This window comes from Streptomyces sp. NPDC047515, from assembly GCF_040643055.1.
Classification (GTDB): domain Bacteria; phylum Actinomycetota; class Actinomycetes; order Streptomycetales; family Streptomycetaceae; genus Streptomyces.
In genome coordinates, this window is the sequence record NZ_JBEYTM010000021.1 from 1 (window position 1) to 18,273 (window position 18,273).

Annotated in this window: 12 protein-coding genes and 2 pseudogenes; 8 read left to right on the forward strand and 6 right to left on the reverse strand. The window is 69.6% G+C overall.

Features of this window, described 5'->3' with window-relative positions:
- Positions 1-379: 379 nt before the first annotated feature.
- The 4 genes from ABZ826_RS18980 to ABZ826_RS18995 all read right to left on the reverse strand — a co-directional run bounded on the left by ABZ826_RS18980 (position 380) and on the right by ABZ826_RS18995 (position 4,870).
- The gene (locus ABZ826_RS18980; protein ID WP_361449085.1) at positions 380-1,582 is read right to left on the reverse strand and encodes a family 1 glycosylhydrolase; all 1,203 of its coding nucleotides are present in this window, start codon (positions 1,580-1,582) and stop codon (positions 380-382) included.
- Positions 1,583-1,704: 122 nt separating this feature from the next.
- On the reverse strand, positions 1,705-2,625 hold the full coding sequence (locus ABZ826_RS18985; RefSeq protein ID WP_361449088.1) for a carbohydrate ABC transporter permease: 921 nt from the start codon (positions 2,623-2,625) through the stop codon (positions 1,705-1,707).
- Positions 2,622-3,614, reverse strand: coding sequence for a sugar ABC transporter permease (locus ABZ826_RS18990; RefSeq protein ID WP_361449091.1), 993 nt, complete (start codon positions 3,612-3,614; stop codon positions 2,622-2,624). Before ABZ826_RS18990 ends, ABZ826_RS18985 begins: the two co-directional genes overlap by 4 nt.
- Positions 3,615-3,619: 5 nt before the next feature.
- Positions 3,620-4,870 (reverse strand): sugar ABC transporter substrate-binding protein, encoded by a 1,251-nt coding sequence (locus ABZ826_RS18995; protein ID WP_361449095.1) that lies wholly within the window; start codon positions 4,868-4,870, stop codon positions 3,620-3,622.
- 253 nt (positions 4,871-5,123) lie between these two features.
- Between ABZ826_RS18995 and ABZ826_RS19000 the strand changes: the two genes are divergently transcribed.
- Together ABZ826_RS19000 and ABZ826_RS19005 are read left to right on the forward strand one after the other, a co-directional pair.
- Positions 5,124-6,113 carry an acetylxylan esterase gene (locus tag ABZ826_RS19000; protein WP_361449098.1) on the forward strand — a complete coding sequence of 330 codons (990 nt, stop codon included), beginning with the start codon at positions 5,124-5,126 and terminating at the stop codon, positions 6,111-6,113.
- A gap of 109 nt (positions 6,114-6,222) precedes the next feature.
- Positions 6,223-6,408, forward strand: a pseudogene (locus ABZ826_RS19005) (DNA mismatch repair protein MutT); the annotation flags it as partial.
- A 184-nt stretch (positions 6,409-6,592) separates the two neighbouring features.
- Here ABZ826_RS19005 and ABZ826_RS19010 read toward each other — a convergent pair.
- The gene (locus ABZ826_RS19010) at positions 6,593-7,645 is read right to left on the reverse strand and encodes a LacI family DNA-binding transcriptional regulator (protein ID WP_361449101.1); all 1,053 of its coding nucleotides are present in this window, start codon (positions 7,643-7,645) and stop codon (positions 6,593-6,595) included.
- Positions 7,646-7,815: 170 nt separating this feature from the next.
- Between ABZ826_RS19010 and ABZ826_RS19015 the strand changes: the two genes are divergently transcribed.
- The 3 genes from ABZ826_RS19015 to ABZ826_RS19025 all read left to right on the forward strand — a co-directional run bounded on the left by ABZ826_RS19015 (position 7,816) and on the right by ABZ826_RS19025 (position 10,440).
- Positions 7,816-8,283: a MarR family transcriptional regulator gene (locus ABZ826_RS19015; RefSeq protein WP_361449104.1), complete on the forward strand. Its 468-nt coding sequence runs from the start codon at positions 7,816-7,818 to the stop codon at positions 8,281-8,283.
- Positions 8,284-8,438: 155 nt separating this feature from the next.
- On the forward strand, positions 8,439-9,851 hold the full coding sequence (locus ABZ826_RS19020; RefSeq protein WP_361449107.1) for an MFS transporter: 1,413 nt from the start codon (positions 8,439-8,441) through the stop codon (positions 9,849-9,851).
- A gap of 34 nt (positions 9,852-9,885) precedes the next feature.
- Positions 9,886-10,440, forward strand: a complete 555-nt coding sequence (locus tag ABZ826_RS19025) for an isochorismatase family protein (RefSeq protein WP_361449110.1) — start codon at positions 9,886-9,888, stop codon at positions 10,438-10,440.
- Positions 10,441-10,465: 25 nt separating this feature from the next.
- Here ABZ826_RS19025 and ABZ826_RS19030 read toward each other — a convergent pair.
- Positions 10,466-10,707 (reverse strand): annotated as a pseudogene (locus tag ABZ826_RS19030) (succinate dehydrogenase/fumarate reductase iron-sulfur subunit); the annotation flags it as partial.
- A 463-nt stretch (positions 10,708-11,170) separates the two neighbouring features.
- On the opposite strand from ABZ826_RS19030, the gene ABZ826_RS19035 reads away from it, so the two are divergent.
- The 3 genes from ABZ826_RS19035 to ABZ826_RS19045 all read left to right on the forward strand — a co-directional run bounded on the left by ABZ826_RS19035 (position 11,171) and on the right by ABZ826_RS19045 (position 18,265).
- Positions 11,171-13,612: an ABC transporter family substrate-binding protein gene (locus ABZ826_RS19035; RefSeq protein ID WP_361449113.1), complete on the forward strand. Its 2,442-nt coding sequence runs from the start codon at positions 11,171-11,173 to the stop codon at positions 13,610-13,612.
- A 702-nt stretch (positions 13,613-14,314) separates the two neighbouring features.
- Positions 14,315-16,186 carry a translational GTPase TypA gene (typA, locus tag ABZ826_RS19040; protein ID WP_361449116.1) on the forward strand — a complete coding sequence of 624 codons (1,872 nt, stop codon included), beginning with the start codon at positions 14,315-14,317 and terminating at the stop codon, positions 16,184-16,186.
- A gap of 435 nt (positions 16,187-16,621) precedes the next feature.
- The gene (locus ABZ826_RS19045; RefSeq protein ID WP_361449119.1) at positions 16,622-18,265 is read left to right on the forward strand and encodes an ABC transporter substrate-binding protein; all 1,644 of its coding nucleotides are present in this window, start codon (positions 16,622-16,624) and stop codon (positions 18,263-18,265) included.
- Positions 18,266-18,273 lie beyond the last annotated feature (8 nt).

An 18,273-nucleotide genomic window follows, 5' to 3' on the forward strand; every position in this document is an offset into this window, starting at 1 on the left:
GATGTCCTCGGATGGGGTCTCCCCTGCTCGAACGAAGCTGAGAGCTCGGGGATGGAGCTACTAGGGCATTTCGGCAACGCGGGAGGGGGTCCCCCTGGCCCTTGAGGCCTTGGGGGAGTGCGTGCCAGGGCGTGGCCGCCCGATCAGAGGCCGCCCGACAGGCTCTGAGGGCGCGGGACGCCGTGCCGTGCGTACGGCACCCGCGTGGGTGCCGCACGTGGGCGGGGCTGGATACGTGCGGCGCCCACGCGGGCGAAGGGCCTGTCCGGCGGATCGGGGCCGGACAGGGCCCGGCTGTACGGGAACCGGCGTCCGTCAGGTGTCGCCGGTTCCCGTACGGGCGGGAGCGGTCAGGTCGCTCCCGGTCGGGGGGCCGACGTCAGTCGGCGATGCGCGGCAGCGCGCGCGTGCGGCCCATCCCGCCCAGCCAGACGGCGGACGGCTTGGGCAGGCGCTCGAAGGTCTCCGGGTCCCAGCCGATCAGGCCGAAGGTCGGCTTGTAGGAGCCCCACTCGTAGTTGTCGAGCGCGCTCCAGGCCAGGTAGCCCTGGATGTTGAGGCCGTCCTCCAGCGCGGACGCGACCTCGTTCAGCGCGCCGGTGTAGTAGTCGACGCGGCGGCTGTCGTCGTCGGTGGCGATGCCGTTCTCGGTCACGATCAGCGGCACGTCGTTGCCGAGCACCTCGGCGGTGTGGCGCAGCGCGTGGCCGACCGCGGAGGGGTAGTACTCCCACTGCGTGAGGGTGCGCTCGGCGTCGTCCGGTGTCGGGACGGGGCCTTTGGGGCCGATCTTGGTCCGGGTGTAGGACTGCACCCCGATCCAGTCGTCGCCGCGGGCGGCCTCGATGAAGACGTCCTCGCGGGGGTGACGGTAGGCCGCGGTGACTTCCTCGGCGCCGGGCAGGGCCTGGTAGACCTGGTTGGCGATGGTCCAGCCGACCTCGATGTCCGGGTTGATCGCGCGGACCTCCTTGACGGCCGCGTGGTGCGCGGCGATGACGGCCTCGGTGGTCTCGTCGTCAGGGGTCGGGAGCCCGGCGGGCGGGAAGCTGTTGTCGCCCCGCTTGGCCTGGCCGGCCATCACGGCGATCATGTTCGGCTCGTTGATCGTGCAGACGTGGCTGACGCCCTCGGCGATCACCGGCGCGCAGGCCGCGACGTAGCGGGCGAAGAGCTCGACCGCGCCCTCGGCGGTCCAGCCGCCGCGCGTCTCGAACCACTGCGGCACGGTGAAGTGGTGCAGGGTGATCATGGGGCGCAGGCCGCGCTCGATCGCACCCTCGACCATCCGGCGGTAGTGGGCGAGCTCGGCCCGGGAGAACCGGCCCTCGGCCGGTTCGATGCGCGCCCACTCGATGGAGAACCGGTAGTCGGTGAAGCCGAGGCCGGCCAGCGTGTCCATGTCCTCGTGCCAGCGGTGGTAGCTGTCGCAGGCGTCCAGGCTGGGCTCCTGGATGTGGGTGCCCGCGGTGTGCTCCTTGACCCACCAGTCGCTGTTGGTGTTGTTGCCCTCGATCTGGTGGGCGGCGGTGGAGGCGCCCCACAGGAAGCCTTCGGGGAACGGGACCTGGGTGTGAGTCATCGCAAACTGTCTTTCTGGTGCGTGAAGGGGTGTGGCCGGCGGGGTGCGGGGCGCGCGGCCTCGTACGTTTCGGTGGGGCGGCCGGGCCGGGCGGCTGCCCGGTTCGGCCCGCCCGGGGCGGGCTACTTCATGCCCGCCGTGGCGATGCCCTGGGTGAAGTGCCGCTGGAGCGCGATGAACAGGACCACGACGGGCAGGACGACCAGCAGGGACCCTGCCATCAGCATGCCGTTGGACCCGCCCGCCTTGTTGGGGTCGGTGGCGAAGGTGGCCAGGGCGACCGGAAGGGTGTACTTGTCGGGGTCGTTGGTCGCGATGAGCGGCCAGACGAAGTTGTTCCAGGAGCCCAGGAACGTGAAGATCGAAAGCGTCGCCAGGGCGGGCTTCACCAGGGGCATCACGATCCGCCAGAAGATGTACCACTCGCCGGCGCCGTCCATCCGGGCCGCTTCCAGCAGCTCGTCCGGGATCGACTGCATGAACTGCCGCATCAGGAAGACACCGAAGGCCCCGGCGGCGAACGGCAGCACCAGCCCGGCGTACGAGTCGATCAGGTGCAGCTTGCTCATCAGCACGAAGAGCGGCAGCAGCATCAGGTTGCCGGGCACCATCAGGGCGCCGAGGACCAGGCCGAAGATCTTGTTGCGGCCGGCGAAGTTCAGCTTGGCCAGGGCGTACCCGAGCATCGAGCAGAACACCAGGTTCGAGACGGTGACCAGCACCGCCACGATCACCGAGTTCATGAAGTACAGCGGCAGGTCGAGCTTGTCGAGCAGCTCCCGGAAGTTCTCCAGGGTCCAGTCGGTCGGGATCCACACGGGCGGGCTGGCCGTCAGCTCCTGCGGTGTCTTGAAGGCCGAGAGGGCCATCCACAGGAACGGCGCCGACATGATCAGCAGACCGACCGAGAGCAGGACGTAGACGAGCGGGCGCCTGGGGTTGCGGGCCTTCTTCGCCTTGGACGTCGTCCCGGCCGGCCGTGTGTCCCCGGGCTCCTTCGACGGGGCCGTCGAGACGGCGCCCGGTGCACTGGTGGCGCTCATTTCGTGTTGTCCTTCAGCAGTCGGAGCTGCAGCACCGTGATGCCCATGATCACTACGAAGAGGACATACGCCATGGCACTCGCATAGCCCATGTGGAAGAAGTTGAAGCCCTCGCGGTACATGTTCAGCGAGACGGTGAGCGTGGAGTCCGAGGGACCGCCCTGGGTCATCACGAACGGCTCCTCGAAGACATTGAGGTAGCCGATGGTGGTGATCACCGTGGCGTACAGCAGCGTGGGCCGCAGCAGGGGCACGGTGATGCCCTTGAACTCCTGCCAGACACCGGCACCGTCCAGCCGCGCGGCCTCCCGCACCTCGGTGGGGATGGCCTGCAGACCGGCGATGAAGAGCACCATGACCGTGCCGAGGTTGCGCCAGACGGCCATCGCGATCATCGAGGGCATGGCGAGCTTCTCGGAGCCGAGGAAGTCGGGTGAGGTGAGGCCCACTTCGGAGAAGAGCCCCGCGATCAGCCCGTCGCTCGGGTCGAGCACGAACCGCCAGACGACGGCGACCGCGACGATGGTCGTGACCACCGGTGCGTAGAAGCCGACGCGGAAGAAGGTCCGCGCCCGGTCGATGCCGTTGTTCAGCAGTACGGCGACACCCAGCCCGAGGAAGATGGTCAGGGGGACACCGATCACCACGAAGTACGCCGTGTTGAACAGCGACTTGAGGAACTTGTCGTCGCTGAAGAGATTGACGTAGTTCTCGAAGCCGATGAAGTTCGCGTCCAGCGGGTGCGTGACATTGCGCAGCCCGAAGTCGGTGAAGCTCATCACCAGCGTGGCGACGATCGGGAACGCCATGAAGACGAGGAAGAGCACGAGGAAGGGAGTGGAGAACAGCCAGCCGGCCACGTTCTGCACGCCCATCGAGGGCTTCCTGCCGCCCCGGCGACCCGTGGGCCCGGTGGCCGGGGGCGTGGAGCCCCCCGGCCCGGCCTGCCCCTTGGCCGACTCCGCGGCCTTTGAGGTCATGGTGCGCATGACTCCTACTTCACGAGGCCTTCGATTTGGGACTGGGCCGTCTTGAGCGCGTCCTCGGCGGACGCCTTGCCCTGGGTCACCTTGGCGATGGCCTGGTCGACCTTGTCGGTGATCTCGGTCCAGTTGGACAGCGAGGGCGAGGACTTGGCGGTGTCCATCTGCTTCTTGAAGACCTGGAGGTCGGCGTCGTCGGCGAGGTCGCCGGAGGTCCAGGCGGAGGTGTTGGCGGGCAGGTCCTTGGTGCGCTTGTACCAGTCGGCCTGGCCCTTGGTGTCCGTCAGGTACTTGATGAACTCGGTGGCGGCGGCCTTGTGCTTGCTGTCCTTGGAGACGACCAGGGAGGAACCGCCGGCCATGGAGACGGAGGACTTGTCGGCGGGCACATTGGCCACCGCCCACTTGCCCTTGACCTGCGGCTGACCCTCGTTCAGCAGGGTGACGTGCCAGGGACCGCCGAAGAACATCGGGACACGGCCGTTGCCGAAGTCCTTCACCACGTCGTAGCCGGGCTGCACGGACTTGTTGGAGAGCCCCTTGTCGAAGTACGAGCCGTACTCCTTGAGCGCCTTGACGGCCTCGGGGCTGTCGATGACGACCTCGCCCTTGTCGTTGACGATCTCGCCGCCGGCCGAGTACAGGAAGGAGTAGAAGTTCTGCACCGTGTCCAGGCCGCTCGGCTGGATGGACAGGCCCCACTTGGTTCCGGCCTTCTTCTGGTAGGCCGTGGCGAGGTCCTGCATCTCCTTCCAGTTGGTCGGGGCCTTGCTGACGCCGGCCTTCTCTGCCAGGTCGGTGCGGTAGTAGAGGACGCGGGTGTCGACGTACCACGGCACGCCGTACGCCTTGCCGTCCACCTCGCCTTGCTGCCAGCCGGCCGGGAAGAAGTCCTTCTCCTGGAAGGTCTTGGTGTCGACCGGCTCCAGCACGCCGAGCTCGGCGAACTCGCCCATGTAGCTGCCGCCCATCTGCGCCACGTCCGGCAGGGTGCCGGCGGCGGCCGCGGAGACCAGCTTCTGGTGGGCGACGTCCCAGCCGACCGGGGTCACCTTCACGGTCACGTTCGGGTTGGCCTTCTCGTAGACCTTGGCCACATCCGCGAGCTTCTCGCCCTCGGCCCCCATGGCCCAGACAGTGAGTGTCTGCTTCTTGTCCGCGGCGACGTCGTCGCCACCGGAGCTGCCGCACGCGGTGATACCGAAGGTGAGCGCGACTGCGGTCGCGATTCCGGCCGTGGCTGTTCTGGCGGTGCGGGACATGGAGGGCTCCTCCTTGAGCAATCCGAATGTATGCGCTGCCTGTAAGCGCATACATCACTCTGCGGCAGAGATTCAGGAATCCGCAAGAGGGTGCTAGGTCACACTCGTGCAACGTGCTGGACATCTGAATGTTCAACTTGGCACGGTAAGTGCACTGTTTGCGAAATTGTGGATGATGTGACCGATTTCGCTGAGGGCCCCATGATGATCAACGGCCTGTACCGCCGCGGGCGCGGCCGATACGGTCGGGTCCATGGCTTCGTTCGAACACGACTTCCCCTTCGATCCGGCTTACGGGCGTACGCTCCAGGACCTGCTGGACGTCCCCGCTCCGGCCGCCCCGGACGATTTCGACTCCTTCTGGCAGGCCCGTTTCGAGGAGGCCCGCAAGGTCGCCACGGAGCCGGAACTCGGCCCGCTGGAGGAGGAGCGCGACGGCGTACGGATCCACGGGGTGACCTTCACCTCCGTCGGCGGGGTACGGCTCGGCGGCTGGGTCGCACTGCCCGCCGAGGGGGCCGCGGAGTACGGATTCGTCGTCGGGCACGGCTACGGCGGCAGGCAGGAGCCGGGCCCCGACGTACCGCTGCCGCTGCCCCGGGCGGCGGCGATCCTGCCGTGTGTACGAGGCATGGGCGCGCGCGGCCTGTGGGCGGGCATCCCGGACGTGGCCGACCGCCATGTGCTGCACGGCATCGCATCGCGCGACACCTACGTCATCGGCGACTGCGTGGCGGACCTGTGGTGCGCGGCGTCGGCGCTGCACGAACTGGTGCCGGAACTGGCACCGGACCGGGGCGGCCCGCGGCTCGGGTACCTCGGCGAGAGCTTCGGTGGCGGACTCGGCGCGCTGGCCCTGCCCTGGGACGACCGGTTCGGCGCCGCGCAGCTGACCGTGCCGACCTTCGGCAACCATCCGCTGAGGCTCACGCTGCCGTGCGGGGGGAGCGGGGAGGCGGTGCGGGGTCATCACCGGGAGCATCCCGAGGTCGTGGAGGTGCTGCGGTACTTCGACGCCGCCACGGCCGCGACACGGCTGGAGCTGCCCACGCTGGTGGCCGCGGCGCTGTTCGACCCCTCGGTGCCGCCGCCGGGGCAGTTCGCCGTGCACAACGCGCTGGCCGGCGAGCACGAGCTGCTGGTGCTGAGCGCGGGGCACTTCGAGCACGAGGGGCTGGCGGCGGAGACGGAGGGGCTGCGGGCGGCCCGTCGGGAGTTCTTCGGGGCGCGCCTGGGGCGGTGAGGCGGGGCGGGGCGGCGGCCGGGGCTGCGGCCCTTGCCGCCCGTGGCATCGCACGTCAGAGCCCGGCCCACACGCGGTCGGCGGTGCGAGCGGGGCGCGGGCCCGCGCGGTGAGGCGACAGTTCAACGTCTGCTTCACCGCGCCCATCACCGGGGGCGCGCCGGTCATCTCGGACGAGAGCACGGAACTCCGCTCCGTGAAACCGGCAGAACTCGACCCACTGCCCATGCACCACACGCAGCGCCGTCGGCTGTGCCACTTCCTGGAGTGCCGCCCTGCCCTCTACCCGGGGTAGCGGTGCACTGGCCGAACCTTCCGCGGACTCACCCGACCTTCCAGGGACCGGTTCCGGCGCAGACAACCAGTGGATGGTTCCCCCTCGGGCGGCTCGACCGGCGGGGGACTTCGCCTTCAGGGGCCGGACGGGCTCGACGTGCCGGGCGGGCGCCATCTGATCGCGCCCGTGCGTGCCGCTCCCGTCACGCGCAGCCGCAGCTCGCGCGGTGGATCACCGATACCGGAAGCATGAGCGACACCGGCTCGCGCCCGCTGTTGCCCAGGCGCTGTACCAGCAACTCGACGGCCTGCTCGCCGAGTTGGCGGATCGGCTGGCGTACGGTCGTCAGCGGCGGCCGTACGATCCGGCTGAGCGGAATCCCGTCGAAACCGGTCACCGCGATGTCCTCGGGTACGCGCACCCCGCGCCGCTCCAGCGCGCGCAGCGCGCCCACCGCCATCTGGTCATTGGCGAACAGCACGCCCTGCGGCCATTCGGGCCCCCGGTCGAGCAGCGCCTCCGCGGCCCGCGCGCCCTCCGCCTGCGTCATCAGCTCGGCTCGCAGGTCGGGTTCGTCAGGCACCGGCAGTCCGGCGTCGCGGCACGCCTCCTGGAAGCCGCGGAACCGCGCCTCGGCGTCCGGCGAGTCGGCTTCACCCCCGACGAACGCGAGTCTGCGCAGCCCGTGGTCCTCGATCAGATGGCGGGCCAGCTCACGCTCCCCGTCGGCGTTCGCGACGACGATGTGGTCGAGGTGGTCGATCTCGCGCGGTCCGGCGAGCATCACCACCGGCAGTCGGCGCGATATCACTTCGAGATCCTCGGTCGGCACGGTCCGCGCCAGTACGGCGAAGCCGTCGACCCGTCCCGCGACCTTCGCGACGCTCTCCGCCCCGCCCTCCAGCGAAGCCGCGATCAGCAGCGCGTAACCGTGCCGGCGCGCCGCCCGCTCCATGCCCCGGATGATCTGGTCGGAGTAGAGCATCACCGCGTCGTCGGCGTCGCTGTCGGCCTCCGCGTCGGCCTCGGCGTCGGGATCGGCCATGTCGGGGAAGCAGAGACCCAGCACGCCGGTGGTCCGGCTGGCCAGGCCCCGGGCGTTCCCGCTGGGTACGTAGCCGAGCTGGCGGGCGGCTTCGAGGACCCGCTCGCGGGTCTGGGCGCGTACCGAATCAGGGGTGCGGTAGACCCGCGAAACCGTGGCAATGGAGACGCCCGACCGCTCGGCGACGTCGTACACCGTTGGCGCGCTCACTCGACCGACCGTCCGCTTCTTCTTCCGTACCGAAGTACCTGCTGTTGCACGTACCGACCCTCTTTTGAAAGCGCATTCACCCTAGATCGCTGGTTGCACGACGGGCAAGACCATCCAAGAACAGACAGGTAACCTTGCAAGATGGCCTGTGCATCTTCTACGGTGAAGACATGCCGGAACCGACCGAAGCCAGGCCTGTGGACCCTCGTGCCGAGCCGACCGCCGAACAATTGGCGACGCGGCTCACCGCCGCGGTCAGCCGACTGCTGCGGCGGCTGCGCACCACGTCGTCGGAGAGCCTGCTCACGCCGACCCAGCGCTCGGTGCTAGCCCGGCTGGAGGGTGAGGGCCCGGCCACCACGGCCGCGCTGGCCCGCGCCGAGTACGTGCGTCCGCAGTCCATGCGGCTGACCCTCGGTGCGCTGGAGGGCCAGGGACTCGTCGAGCGGGCGCCCGATCCGGCCGACGGCCGGAAGTCGGTGATATCGATCACCGAGACGGGACTCACCACGCTCGCCGCGGTCCGGGCCGCCAAGCACAACTGGCTCGCCGAAGCCATCGCCGCCGAGCTCGACGGGGCCGAACGCCGCACGGTCGCCGAGGCGGCGGAGCTGCTCGACCGACTGGTCGGGAAGTGACCGGCCGGCCCTCCGGCCGGGAGCCGACCGGTCGACCCTCCGGCCGGGAGCCGACCGGCCGTGAGGCACCCGCGGCGGCGATATCCGCGGCGGTGCCGGCTCCCGCGCCGGCGCAGACGCGGACCGCGACCTCCGCACCGGCGCAGGCAGGGACCGTGACCTCCGCGCCGGCACCCGCCGGAGCAGCCGTACCGCCGTCCGCGGGGCGGCCCGCCCCCGGATTCAGCGCCCGCCTCACCGCCCCGCTCCTCATCGGCTCCCTGCTCAATCCGCTCAACACCACGATGATCTCCACCGCCCTGGTGGCGATCGGACACCACTTCGGCATCGGGGCCGCCGACACCGCCTGGCTGATCTCGGTCCTCTATCTCGCCAGCGCCGTCGCCCAGCCTGTACTCGGCAAGCTCGCCGATGTCCTCGGCCCCCGCCGCGTCTTCCTCGCCGGGCTGATCGTCGTGATGGCATCCGGCCTGGTCGGCACGTTCGCGCCGGACTTCGGGTGGCTGCTGGTCTCCCGGCTGCTGCTCGGCCTCGGCACGTCGGCGGCGTATCCGGCGGCCATGGCCGTACTGCGCGACGAGTCCCGGCGGATCGGCCGCCCGACCCCGCGTGCGGTCCTGGCGAGGCTCTCCTTCGCCGCGCTCGGCAGCGCCGCCGTCGGGCCCACCCTCGGCGGGCTGCTCGTCATGGCCGTCGGCTGGCGCGGCATCTTCGCCGTCAACGTGCCCGTCGCGCTCCTCGCGTTCGGCTCCGCGCTGCTCTGGATCCCGGCGGACCCGCCGCGCGGACGGGCCGCCGACGGCAGCGTGCCGAAGCTCGACCTGGACCCGCTCGGCATCGGCCTCTTCTCGACCGCGCTCACCGTGCTGGTCGTCTTCGTGCTCGATCTCTCCCATCCCATGTGGTGGCTGCTCGCGCCGTTCGCCGTACTGACCGGCGTCCTGGTGTGGTGGCAGCTGCGCAGTCCCCGGCCCTTCATCGACCTGCGGATGCTCGCGGACAACGGAGCACTCGCCCGTACGTATCTGCGGCACGGTGTGAGCTATCTGCTGATCTACTGCGTGATGTACGGGTACACGCAGTGGCTGGAGGAGGTACGGGGCTACTCCTCCGGGCACACCGGACTGCTGATGCTGCCGATGTCGCTCGCCGCGCTGGTCTGCTCGCTGCTCGGCGCCCGGACGAAGGGGATCCGCGGTCCGCTCGCCCTGGCCTGTGTGCTGCTCACCGTCGGCGCCGGGGTGCTGGCGTTCTTCTCCGGCTCCACCCCGCTCGCCGTACTGCTGCTCGCCGGAGCCTGCTTCGGCATACCGCAGGGGCTGATCGGTACGAGCAACCAGGCCGCCGTCCAGTCGTACGCCCCGCCCGAGAGCATCGGCTCCGCCGCCGGACTCCAGCGCACCGCCCAGTACATCGGGGCCATCACCGCGTCCAGCCTGATCGCCCTCGCCTACGGGCGGTCGGCGAGCAACGGCGGGCTCCACCTCATGGCGGCGGTCTCCGTCGTCCTCGGCCTGCTGCTGATCGTCCTGACCGTCACCGACCGCGCCCTGCGCGCACGTACCTGAACCGTTTCCACCCCCGAGTCACAGGAGCTCCACCATGACCGCCACCACTCTGGACCCGAAGACCGCCCTGGTCGTCGTCGACCTCCAGAACGGCATCGTCAGCCGGCCCACCGTCCACCCCGTCGCCGATGTCGTCGCGAACGCCGTGACCCTCGCCGACGTCTTCCGCGCCAAGGACCTCCCGGTCGTCCTGGTCCGGGTCACCGGCGGTGCCCCCGGCCGCAACGAGGCGCCGGCGCAGTCCGGCGGCCGGCCGCCCGCCGACTGGGCGGACATCGTGCCCGAGCTCGGCCCGCGCGACGACGACATCGTCGTCACCAAGCGCAACTGGGGCGCCTTCCACGGCACCGACCTCGACCTCCAGCTGCGCCGCCGAGGCGTCACCCAGATCGTCGTCGCGGGCGTCGCGACCAGCATCGGCGTCGAGTCCACCGCCCGTTTCGCGCACGAGTACGGCTACCACGTGACCATCGCCACGGACGCGGTCACCGACATGGACGCGGACACCCACCGCAACAGCGTCGAGAAGATCTTCCCGCGCCTCGGCGAGACGGACACCACCGAGGCGATCGTCAAGCTGCTCGGCTGAGAGCCTGTCGGGCGGCCTCTGAGCCTCACACCCGGTCCCCGCGCCGGCCGATCTTGTTCCCCAGCCACACCAGCGGGTCGTACTTCCGGTCCACGGCCCGCTCCTTCGGCGGGATCAGCGCGTTGTCGCTGATCCTGATGTGTTCGGGGCACACCTCCGTGCAGCCCTTCGTGATGTCGCAGTACCCCAACCCGTGCTCCTCCTGGGCCGTCGCCTTCCGGCCGAGTCCTGCCTCGGCGGCGGCCAGGGGGGCATGTCCAGCTCGGCGCGCAGTTCTCAGCCAGGCAGGGCACGTCGACGGGTCCGGTGCGGTCGGCGGCTTCGAGCGACGCCGCTCCGGCTTCCGTCCCGCGCAGCCGCGCGATGCTCCGCTCCAGCCGGTCGACGGTGCGGACCAGGTCGTCGAGGCAGTGCTGAACAACCGTCAATTCTTCGTGCAGTGAGATGACTTGCCCTCACTTCCGCGGTCGCGGGCGGCCATCTTCATGCGCCCGAGAGTGTCACGCGTCACAACCGCGGGGTGAAGAGCGTGGGCCTTCCCGGTATCGCGCGACGTTGCGCCGCCCGGGTGAGGTTGCGGGCCGCTGCGCCGTGTCTGCGCCGCGGCTCGCGCGAGGGCGCCTTCAGTGGACGGACGAAACCAGTGTGATCAGCTACATATGACACCAAGAATCCAGAATCTGACCCATTCCGGTGCGGGTGGGCCGGTCCGGCCTCGGAGGTATCAGCCATGTCCCACGTCGGCGTCCCGCGGGGGACGGCCAGAAAGCGCCGCTCGCTCGCGCTCCTCACGACGGGCGTGCTGACGCTCCCCGTGCTGGCGGGCTGCAGCTCCGACGACGGCGGCACGGCGGGCGCCGTCGTCCCCCAGGACATCGCGGTCGCGGGCCGGGACCTGGTCGCCCAGGGGGGCACGGTCAACTGGGCGATCGACACCATGCCCACCACCCTCAACGTCTTCCAGGCCGACGCCGACAGCGCCACCACCCGGATCACCGGTGCCCTGCTGCCGACGCTGTTCCCCCTGGACGCCAAGGGCAGGCCGCAGCTGAATCCGGACTATCTGGAGTCCGCGAAGGTGGTCGAGCGCGAGCCCAGGCAGGTGGTGGTCTACCGGCTCAACCAACAGGCGGTGTGGAGCGACGGACGGGACATCGGGGCGCCCGACTTCGTCGCCCAGTGGCGGGCGCTGAGCGGCAAGGACTCGGCGTACTGGACCGCCCGCAACGCCGGCTACGAGCGGATCGAGAAGATCGAGCGGGGCGCCGACGACCTGGAGGTCCGGGTCACCTTCGCCAAGCCGTACGCGGACTGGCGCTCGCTCTTCTCCCCGCTGTACCCGAAGGAGGTGACCGGCTCCCCGAACTCCTTCAACGACGGCGCGCGCACCACTCTCAAGGCCACCGCCGGACCATTCCGGCTGGCCGGCATGGACACGAAGGCGGGCGAGGTCACCCTGGTCCGCAATCCGCGCTGGTGGGGCGCGACCGCCAAGCTCGACAAGCTGGTCTTCCGGGCCGTCAAGCCGCAGGACCGCGCCCAGGCGCTGACCGAGGGGAAGGTCGACGTCGCCGATGTCGACGCCGCCGCGGCGCACCGGATCGTGCAGGCGGGCCGCGACAGCGGCGGGAACGGGCAGCCGCTCGCCCAGGGCCCCGGCTCCGGGGACGGCCCGGCCGCCGCACTGCGCTCCTGGGCCGTGGCACACGGCTCGAACGCGGAGGAGGCGGCTGCGGCGCAGGCGGCCAGGGAGAAGGCCAGGGCGGCGGCCGAGGCGTACACCGCCGAGCAGGGCAAGCTGCGCTCGTACGCGGTCCGCAAGTCGCTGGAGCCCGCGTACACCCAGCTCGCGCTGAACGGCGAGTCCGGGCCGCTGGCCGACGACCGGGTGCGCCGGGCGGTCGCACGCGCCCTGAACCGCCAGGAGCTCGTCGACACCGTGCTCAAACCGCTCGGTCTGCCCGCCGTACCGCTCGGCAGTCACCTGGCCCTGGCCGGACAGCCCGCGTACCAGGACAACAGCGACGCGCTCGGCGGCCAGAACACCGAGGAGGCACGGGCGCTGCTGGCCGAAGCGGGCTGGACGCAGGAGGGCGCGGTCAAGAAGCCGGACGGCACCAAGGCGGGCAGCGAGGCCGGGAAGAAGGACACGAAGGACAAGGGGAGCACCGCCGGGAAGGACGACAAGCCGGCCGGCTCCGAGAAGGCCGGCCGCCCACCCGGCAAGCCCGGCACCGAGGGCGACGACAACAAGCCCGGCACCGGCACCCCGGGCACCGGGAGCGACGACGGCAAGGCCGACGGCGCCGCCCACAGACGCGAGCCCGCCGCCGACGACGGCCTGTACATCGTGGGGGACGACAACAAGCCCGGTGACGCCGAAGGAGCGGGGAGCGCCCTCCAGGTCCTCGCCCCCGCGCCCGCCGCCGCGTTCCACAGCGCCGCCCTGCTGCGCCAGGCCGGACACCTGGCCGGGGCCGGCACCTCCGAGGACACCGTCTCCAAGGTCACCGCCCAGGACAAGCGGCCGGGCGGCACCACCGGTGCGTACGCCCCCGCGGGCACCGCGGCCCCCGCCCAGGCCGCCGAGGCACGCCGCGGCCCGCTCGGCAAGGACGGCAAGCCGCTGAACCTGCGCTTCGTCCTGCCGTCGGGTCCGGGGTCGGAGCCGCTGCGCGCGGTCGGGCAGCGGATCTCGGCGATGCTCGACTCGATCGGCATCGGCACGACGGTCACCAAGGTCTCCGACGACAGCTACTTCAAGGACCACATCGCCTCCGGCGACTACGACCTGGCGCTGTACTCCTGGCCGGCCACCGCCTACCCGGCCACCGACGACCGCCCGATCTTCGCCAAGCCGGTGCCCGCCACCGACGGCTCGCTGCTGGTCGAGCAGAACTACACCCGCGTCGGTACGGACCACATCGACCAGCTCTTCGACCAGGCGGCCTCGGAGCTCGACGAGGGGGCCGCGCAGGACCTGATGAAGCAGGCGGACGCCCGGATCTGGGCCGCGGCAGGATCGATTCCGCTCTATCAGCGTCCGCAGCTCGTCGCGACGAACAGAAAGCTGGCGAACGTCGGCGCCTTCGGCTTCGGGGCACCCCACTACCAGGACATCGGTTTCAAGGAGCCGCAGGCTGCCGGAGCCCCGGGGAACAAGAAGAAGTAGCAAGTCAGAAACGAATCGGAAGCTCAGAACTGGCTCAAGTCCCTTGCCCGCCGGGCTCCCCGGCGGGCAAGGTCGTGCCTGCCCGCCGAGCCGGGTGGCCGCTCACTCCCCCCACCTCCGAGCCCCCACCCCGGAGCCCCGGCTCCGGGCCCCGTCCCGGAGCCGCCGCTTCGGAGCCCCACCTCTGAAGCCGCTTCCGCCCCGTGTCCGCCGTCCCCCTCCCCGGGGCCGTGGTCATGGCCACTGGTGAAATCCACCGGAAGACATGACCACGGGGGCGGAAACACGCGGCGGACGCGGCGGCCGTGGCCCGCGCTGCCGTGCGGGGGACGGGCGCGAGCGCCGGTACGGCGAGCGACGGAACCATCCGCGAGAGCCTCCGGACGGCCGGTTCGACGACGACCGGGCGGGGCCGCGCGCAACGGGGCCGACCTGGAGCCGGCCGCCGGGCACGCGAGGACAGGGGGGCAGTCCGGGCGGCGCGGTGCCCGACCGCGACGAGCTGCCGCGCACGCTCGCGAGGCCGCGGCCCGTGAGGCCGTACGCCCGTCCCGAGGCCGGTAGGAATCGCCCGGGAAGCCGCCACGGCGCCAGCCCCGTACCATGGTGGGTAGCCGTGGCGCGTCCGCCCGGCGGGCGTACGAGGACCCGAGACCGACTGAGACGCCTGATCCCACGACCCGAGAGAAGCGCTAGCCACCCATGCCCACGCGCCACGACATCCGTAACGTAGCCATCGTCGCCCACGTCGACCACGGCAAGACCACCCTGGTCGACGCCATGCTCAGGCAGGCCGGCGCCTTCGCCGCGCACGCCGCCGAGAACCTCGACGAACGCATGATGGACTCGAACGACCTGGAGCGTGAGAAGGGCATCACGATCCTCGCCAAGAACACGGCGGTGAAGTATCACCCCAAGGACGGCGGGGACCCGATCACGATCAACATCATCGACACCCCCGGCCACGCCGACTTCGGCGGCGAGGTCGAGCGTGGTCTGTCGATGGTGGACGCGGTCGTGCTGCTCGTCGACGCCTCCGAGGGCCCGCTTCCGCAGACCCGCTTCGTGCTGCGCAAGGCACTCGCCGCGAAGATGCCGGTCATCCTCTGCATCAACAAGACGGACCGCCCCGACTCCCGGATCGCCGAGGTCGTCGACGAGACGTACGACCTGTTCCTGGACCTGGACGCGGACGAGGACCAGATCGAGTTCCCGATCGTCTACGCCTGCGCCCGTGACGGCGTGGCCTCGCTGACCAAGCCCGAGGACGGCACCGTCCCGCAGGACAGCGACAACCTGGAGCCGTTCTTCTCCACGGTCCTGTCGCACGTCCCGGCCCCGGAGTACGACGACGAGGCCCCGCTGCAGGCCCACGTCACCAACCTGGACGCCGACAACTTCCTCGGCCGTATCGCGCTCTGCCGCGTCGAGCAGGGCGAGCTGCGCAAGGGCCAGACCGTCACCTGGATCAAGCGCGACGGCACGATGTCCAACGTCCGCATCACCGAGCTGCTGATGACCGAGGCGCTCACCCGCCAGCCGGCCGAGAAGGCGGGCCCCGGCGACATCTGCGCCATCGCGGGCATCCCGGACATCATGATCGGCGAGACCCTGGCCGACCCCGAGAACCCGATCGCGCTGCCGCTGATCACGGTCGACGAGCCGGCCATCTCGATGACCATCGGCACGAACACCTCGCCGCTCGTCGGCAAGGGCGGCAAGGGCCACAAGGTCACCGCCCGCCAGGTGAAGGACCGCCTCGACCGCGAGCTGATCGGTAACGTCTCGCTCCGCGTCCTGGACACCGAGCGCCCGGACGCCTGGGAGGTCCAGGGCCGCGGTGAGCTCGCGCTGGCCATCCTCGTCGAGCAGATGCGCCGTGAGGGCTTCGAGCTCACGGTCGGCAAGCCGGAGGTCGTCACCAAGCAGGTCGACGGCAAGACGCACGAGCCGATCGAGCGCATGACGATCGACTCCCCCGAGGAGCACCTCGGTGCGATCACCCAGCTGATGGCGACCCGCAAGGGCCGCATGGAGACAATGACGAACCACGGTTCGGGCTGGGTCCGCATGGAGTGGATCGTCCCGTCCCGCGGCCTCATCGGCTTCCGTACGGAGTTCCTGACGCAGACCCGCGGCACGGGCATCGCGCACTCCATCTTCGAGGGCCACGAGCCGTGGTTCGGCGAGCTGCGCACCCGCCACAACGGCTCCCTGGTCGCCGACCGCGCGGGCTCCGTGACGCCGTTCGCGATGGTCAACCTCCAGGAGCGCGGTGTCATCTTCACCGAGGCCGGCACCGAGGTCTACGAGGGCATGATCATCGGCGAGAACTCCCGCGCCGACGACATGGACGTGAACATCACCAAGGAGAAGAAGCTCACCAACATGCGTGCGGCTTCCGCGGACACCACGGAGAACGTGGTCCCGGCCCGCAAGCTCTCCCTGGAGCAGTCCCTGGAGTTCTGCCGCGAGGACGAGTGCATCGAGGTGACCCCGGAGACGGTCCGCATCCGCAAGGTCGTCCTGGACCAGAAGGAGCGCGGCCGCGCCGCGTCCCGCGCCAAGCGCTGACGCGGCGTAGGCCGACGGTCGTCAGCAAGAGCCGTTCGAGCCATTGACATGAGACCCGGGCCCCCGCAGACACTGTGGGGGCCCGGTCTTTTCGTCAACTCGTTTTTCTGCCCGAGGTGTCCGGTTATCGAGCGTCGCTCTCCGGAACATGTGTTAACGGTCCGTTTCGGGTGTGTCTGTCTGGGATCACTTTGTCCGGATTTCGATCAACCGCGCCCTGTCGATGTTGTCAAACCGAGACCCTTTAAGTGTGGTTTACGGCCCGGACGTACTTAATAGTTGGCTCCATTGAGCTCGGGTCAATGGGTCACGCACTGTGGGGAGTGCCGACTCACGAGCACACTCAGGGCACGGAAACGATCACCGTCAGGGGTGTCGGTGTATCACTCCAGTGCCCTTCTTGTAGTCAAAAGTGGACTCATGAGGAGGAAACCCATGCGTGGTGCCAAGAGCGCCAAGTGGGTCGCGGGAGCGGCCATCATCGCCCTGGCCGCGACCGCCTGTGGTGGTAGCGACAAGGGCAGTGACAGTGGCATGAAGTCGGGCAAGGCGGACCCGAACGGGATCCTGACCGCCCAGCTCGGCGAGCCGCAGAACCCGCTGCAGCCGGCGAACGCCAAGGAGAGCCAGGGCAGCCGTGTCCTGGGCGCCATCTTCTCCGGCCTGGTCAGCTACGAGCCCGGCACCGGCAAGCTCACGTACATCAACGCCGAGTCCGTGACGCCCAACGCGGACTCGTCCGTGTGGACCGTCAAGCTCAAGCCGGGCTGGAAGTTCCACGACGGCACCACGGTCACCTCCAAGTCCTACGTGGACTCCTGGAACTGGTCGGCCAACGTCAAGAACAACCAGACCAACTCCAGCTGGTTCCAGGACATCAAGGGCTACGCCGACGTCCACCCCGAGAAGGGTGCCCCGAAGTCGGACAAGATGTCCGGTCTGAAGGTCGTCGACGACAACACCTTCACCATCACGCTGAGCGGCCCGGTCTCGTACTTCGCGTACAAGCTGGGTTACGACGTGTGGGCGCCGCTGCCCGAGTCCTTCTTCAAGGACCCGCAGGCCGCCGGCCAGCACCCGATCGGCAACGGCCCCTACAAGTTCGTCTCGTGGGAGCACAAGAAGCTGATCAAGGTTCGGAAGTTCGACGGTTACCAGGGCCCGAACAAGGCCAAGAACGGTGGCATCGACTTCAAGAACTACACCACCGCCGACGCCGCCTACTCGGACCTGCGGTCGAACAACCTCGACTGGATCGAGCAGATTCCGACCACCTCGCTGACCAGCTACAAGCAGGACCTCGGCGACCGCGCCATCGACTCCGAGTACTCCGCGGTCCAGTCGATCGTCCCGGCGTTCTACACCAAGCAGTTCAAGAACATCGACCCCAAGGTCATCCAGGGTCTGTCGATGGCGATCGACCGCGAGACGATCACCAAGACCGTGCTGCACGGCACCCGTACCCCGGCCGACTCGTTCGTCGCCCGCGGTGTGCTCGGCTACAAGCCCGGCGCCCTCGGTGACGTCGTGAAGTACGACCCGGCCAAGGCCAAGGACCTCATCAAGCAGGGTGGCGGCGTCCCGGGCAACAAGATCTCGATCCAGTTCAACGCCGACCAGTCGCACAAGCCGTGGGTCGACGCGGTCTGCAACAGCATCCGCAAGGCCACCGGTGTCGAGTGCACCGGCGACTCCAAGCCGGACTTCCAGGCGGACCTGAACGCCCGCGACAACAAGCAGGTCAAGTCCATGTACCGCGGTGGCTGGGTGCTCGACTACCCGGTCAACTCGAACTTCATGCGCGACCTGTACGGCACCACCGCCGCGGGCAACACCTCGGGCTACTCCAACAAGGAGTTCGACGCTCTCGCCTCGAAGGCCGACAAGGCCAAGACGCTCGACGACACCGTGAAGATGTACCAGGAGGCTGAGCAGCTCCTGAAGAACGACATGCCGGCCATCCCGCTGTGGTTCTACAAGGTCAACTCCGGCCAGTCGGAGAACGTTTTCGGCAAGATCGTCTACGGCCAGGACGGCGACCCCATCTTCACCGACGTCCAGGTGAAGGCCAAGAAGTAAGTATCGGG